The sequence below is a fragment of the Streptomyces sp. genome, assembly GCF_019510245.1.
In the GTDB taxonomy this organism is placed as follows: domain Bacteria; phylum Actinomycetota; class Actinomycetes; order Streptomycetales; family Streptomycetaceae; genus Streptomyces.
Genome location: NZ_JAEKKT010000501.1, coordinates 1 through 1,852 on the forward strand (window position 1 = coordinate 1; position 1,852 = coordinate 1,852).

A 1,852-nucleotide genomic window follows, 5' to 3' on the forward strand; every position below is an offset into this window, starting at 1 on the left:
GGGACGCTCGCGCCGCACTGCGTGACCTGACGCGACCGTCGTACGACGCTCCGATGCCCGGCCCGACCCTGCTCGGGCCCTGGGACGAGCTGCTGCTCGGCTGGGCGTCCCGCGAGGACGTGCTGCAGGGGAACAGCTCGGTCGTCACCGTCAACGGCATCTTCAAGCCGATCGCGCTGGTGCGTGGCCGGGCCGTCGCGACGTGGACGGTGTCGACCGGCGAGCTCGAGCCCTTCGCCCCGCTCAGCCGGGCGGTGACGAAGGCGCTCGAGCAGGAGTACGCCGACGTGCAGCACTTCTTGTCGAGGTAGCAGCCTCTACAGGTACTGACCCACCGCGACCGGCTCCTGCACCGCGGTCAGCGGCTCGTTCGTGGTGATGAGGAACAGGCAGCGCAGTCCCTGGCCCAGCAGCCCGTCGCCCAGGTTGAGCAGCTTCGCCATGCCCTTGCCGCCGGTGCCCTTGTGCAGCAGCGACTCGGCGTCCTCCAGGACCAGCAGCAGCCAACGGTCCTCCTCGTCGTCGGCGTCCAGGACCACGCGGCGCAGGTACCGGCCGTCGCCCAGCAGCGCCTCCGGGTCGGTGACGACGATGCCGTCCGCCCACTCCCGCCAGGCCAGCAGCAGCGCGCGGATCGCCGAGGTCTTGCCGGTCCCCGGCGCGCCGTGCCACAGCAGCAGCCGGCGGGCCTCGTCCGGGCTGCCCACGTGGCTCATCAGCGAGCCGAGCGTCGCGCTGACGGCCGGCGTGTAGAGGTGCTCGATCTCCGGCCACGGGCGCACGTCGAGGTCGACGTTGCGGGTGTTCCACTGGTCGGTGAAGGTGACCTCGACCTGGCGGGGGAGCGGGGCCCGCACGACCCGGGCGCCGATCTCGTCGAGGACCCGGGTCACGGCCTGCTCGTCGGCGCCGCTGGCCCAGGCGGAGCCGCCGGCCTTGTAGCAGTGCAGCAGCACCAGCACGCCGTCCACCTCCGCCACGACGTCGCTCGAGGCCTCCTGCCGGACGGTGCTCACCAGGCGGGCCCGCTCCGGCAGGGCAGCGGGCGTGACGGCTCCCCGGAGGTCGCGCAGGACGAGCAGCGGGTCGGCCCGGCGCACGTGCTCGCGCAGCAGCAGGAAGCGGCCGACCTCGTAGGCGTTCTCGAGGCAGAAGTGGGACAGCAGGTCGTGGGTCGTCATGGTGCGGGAACTCCGAAGAAGGTCGGGTGCCCGCAGGACTCCACGCGTCAGCGCGGTGCGGGCACCGGTAGGTACCGGTGGGGCAACAGGCGCGTCACGCGATCGGTCCTTCCTCGGGAGCGGGAGTCGGACAGGGTGGCACCTGCAGTGTCGGTGCGTCCACCGACAATCGGGGGGTGGCCGCTCTCGAGGACGTCCGGCGCCTGGCGCTGACGCTGCCGCGCACCTCCGAGCACCTCATCCGCGACCGCGTGAAGTTCCGGGTGAAGCAGCTCGTCTACGTCGCCTTCAGCCGGGACGAGACGCTGATGGGCTTCGCGTTCCCGCGCGACGAGCGGGCAGACCTGGTCGCACGCGACGACCGGTACCTCCTGCCGGGCGCCTCCGACCTGCGGTTCAACTGGGTGGCCTGCCGGATCGCGCTGCTGGACGACGACGAGATGGAGGAGCGGGTCTGCGACGCGTGGGCGATGTGCGTCCCGAAGTTCCTCGTCCGCGAGCGGCTGGGAGGGGTGTAGTCCTGGGCACGTGTGCACCAGGTGCACACGTGTGCACCTCGTGCACGCGGCTCAGCGAAGAGGTGTCCCTGCCGGGCAGCTCAAGGCGGGTCAGCGCACCGGGGCGCAGCGGCGGCGGGCGTCGGTCAGCGGGTCCTCGACCACCTCGACGGT

3 protein-coding genes are annotated in these 1,852 nt (G+C 72.1%); 2 read left to right on the forward strand and 1 reads right to left on the reverse strand.

Annotated elements, in window-relative coordinates:
* On the forward strand, window positions 1–311 hold a 311-nt coding region (locus tag JF597_RS54655; RefSeq protein ID WP_294014616.1), incomplete at its 5' end, for a crosslink repair DNA glycosylase YcaQ family protein.
* A 6-nt stretch (window positions 312–317) separates the two neighbouring features.
* Here JF597_RS54655 and JF597_RS54660 read toward each other — a convergent pair.
* A complete protein-coding gene (locus JF597_RS54660) occupies window positions 318–1,181 on the reverse strand; it encodes an ATP-binding protein (RefSeq protein ID WP_294014619.1) in 864 nt (287 codons plus the stop codon).
* A gap of 176 nt (window positions 1,182–1,357) precedes the next feature.
* Between JF597_RS54660 and JF597_RS54665 the strand changes: the two genes are divergently transcribed.
* Complete coding sequence (locus tag JF597_RS54665) at window positions 1,358–1,699, forward strand: hypothetical protein (protein WP_294014622.1); 342 nt, start codon at window positions 1,358–1,360, stop codon at window positions 1,697–1,699.
* The last annotated feature ends 153 nt before the right edge of the window (window positions 1,700–1,852 follow it).

Coding starts and splice junctions, on each gene's coding strand:
- JF597_RS54660 (WP_294014619.1), bottom strand. CDS start 1,181: ATGACGACCCACGACCTGCTGTCCCACTTCTGCCTCGAGAACGCCTAC.